Origin of the sequence: Microbacterium sp. ISL-103 (assembly GCF_018613995.1) — a bacterium.
Classification (GTDB): domain Bacteria; phylum Actinomycetota; class Actinomycetes; order Actinomycetales; family Microbacteriaceae; genus Microbacterium.
This window is the reverse complement of the sequence record NZ_JAGGPD010000183.1, coordinates 1,295-3,447: the sequence shown is the minus strand read 5'-3', so window position 1 is coordinate 3,447 and position 2,153 is coordinate 1,295. Positions and strand designations below refer to the sequence as shown.

The window sequence follows — 2,153 nt, the reverse complement described above, 5'->3', positions numbered from 1 at the left end:
CCCGGCACGGCGGGCGGCTGCACCACCCGCGGCGGCAGATTCTGCAGGTTCTCGACATCGTGGACGAGGGCCGACAGCACGCGTCCGTGGTCGGTGCGTCCGAGCCCCGCGGGCGACAGCGGAGTGAGCCGGCGCACCATGTCGGCCCGCGTCGAAGCGAGCTGACGCAGAGCCGCATCGTGCCCGCTCAGCCGTTCGAGATACCGTGTCACGGCACGGGACACCGCGAAGAAACGCACACCCACGACGGCGATCGACAGCGGCACGAGCGAGTCGACGATCGAGGCGCTGACGATCAGCCAGCCGCTGACGGCGAGAAGGCTCACGGCGGCCCCGGCCGACAGGAACCCCCAGATCGCGCCGGGCAGGAAGCGACGCACCGGCGGCTGCGCGAGACGAAGGACGCCGCGCACCCGCGCCGCGGTGCCGCTGCCGCTGCCGCTGCCGCTCATACGTTCACCCCCAGCTCGATGACGTGATCGGCGATCGCTCGGGCCGAGCGGCGGTGCGAGACGAGCAGGATGGTGGCTCCGGCATCGGCCCGCGCACGCAGCGACGCCCAGAGCCGCTGTTCGGTGTCGGGATCGAGCGCACTCGACGGCTCGTCGAGTGCCAGCACGGCATCGGTGCGTGCGGCATGCCGATACAGCGCCCGCGCGACCGCGACGCGCTGCGCCTGGCCGCCCGAGAGTCCGCTCCCCTGCACACCGAGTTCGAGCGCCGGGTCGAGGTCGTTCGCGCAGGCGTCATCGAGGGCGTGGCGGATGCCGTCGGCATCCGGTGTCTCGTCACCCAGCGCCACGTTCGCGGCGATCGTGCCGCGGCTCAGCTGCGGCCGCTGTCCGCTCCAGGCCAGCCACTGCGACGCGGCGAGATCGCGAACGTCGACGCCGCCGACCGTGGCAGCCCCCTCGAACTCGACCGCACCGCGCAGCGCCGCGAGCAGGCTCGACTTGCCCGCTCCACTCGGCCCCTCGATCAGGGTGATGGTTCCGGGGGTCGCGATGAACGAGACCGGCGGCAGATCGCGCACCCGCAGGTCGGTGACGACGAGGTCTCGCGCGTTCGTGCTCCGCAACTCCGGAAGGTACGACGCCGAACGCGACCGATCAGCAGAACCCGGCCCGACTGCGACCTGATCTCCGGAGTCATGGAGCACGGACGCTCGAGCCTCGGCCGAATCCAGCACCTCGAACACGTCTTCCGTCGCCGCGACCCCCTCGGACGCGGCATGGAACTGCACGCCCACCTGCCGGATCGGCAGGAATGCCTCGGGGGCGAGCAGCAGCACGAACAGCCCGACCTCGAGCGAGAGGTCGCCCGACAGCAGCCGGAATCCGACCGCGACGGCGATCAACGCCACGGCGATCGAGGCCAGCAGCTCCATCGAGAACCCGGAGAGGAAAGAGAAGCGCAGAACCTTCATGGTCTCGCGGCGGTACTCGTCGGCGGTGTGCTCGATCTGCGCGGCGGCGCGGCGCTCGCGCCCGAACAGCCGCAGCGTCGAGAGCCCCTGCACGGTGTCGGCGAACCGCGCCGCGAGGCGCTGCAGCGTCTGCCACTGCGTGCGCTGCACCGTGCGGGTCGCGATGCCGATCAGGATCAGGAAGAGCGGGATGAGCGGCAGCGTGATGATCGCGGTGAGCCCGCTCGGCCAGTCCTGCCACCACATCACGGCCACCAGAACCGGCGTCGCGATGACCGTCAGCACCAGCTGCGGGATGTACCGGGCGAAGTACGCGTCGAGAGCTTCGAGCCCGTGTCCCGCGGTGACGGCGAGCTCCGCCTGATTGCGCTGCGCGAGCCAGCTCGGCCCGAGGCGACCGACGGCGCCGATCAACGCGGCGCGCAACTGCATCCCCGTCTTCGCCGCGGCACGGGTTCCGGCGGCATCCGAGGCGGCGATCAGCACCCCACGCAGTGCCGCGAGCCCGAGCAGCCAGAGCAGCGATACAGTGACATCGCGGCCGGCGAGCGCGCCGGTGACGGCATCCGTCAGCATCCAGGCGAAGGCGATCGTGACCGCCGTCTGCAGAACGCCGATCACACCCGACAGCAGCAGGAATCCGCGCGCCGCACTCGCGTACCGGAGCAACCGGATGTCGACCGGCCTCACCGTTCCACCTCGTCGCCGCAGAGCGACGCCAGCGAGG

1 protein-coding gene and 1 pseudogene are annotated in these 2,153 nt (G+C 71.3%); both read right to left on the bottom strand.

Annotated elements, in window-relative coordinates:
- A pseudogene (locus tag J7E68_RS07665) lies at nt 1-452 on the bottom strand (thiol reductant ABC exporter subunit CydC); the annotation flags it as partial.
- On the bottom strand, nt 449-2,116 hold the full coding sequence (cydD, locus tag J7E68_RS07660) for a thiol reductant ABC exporter subunit CydD (protein WP_215171404.1): 1,668 nt from the start codon (nt 2,114-2,116) through the stop codon (nt 449-451). The gene cydD and the pseudogene J7E68_RS07665, both read right to left, overlap by 4 nt.
- Nucleotides 2,117-2,153 lie beyond the last annotated feature (37 nt).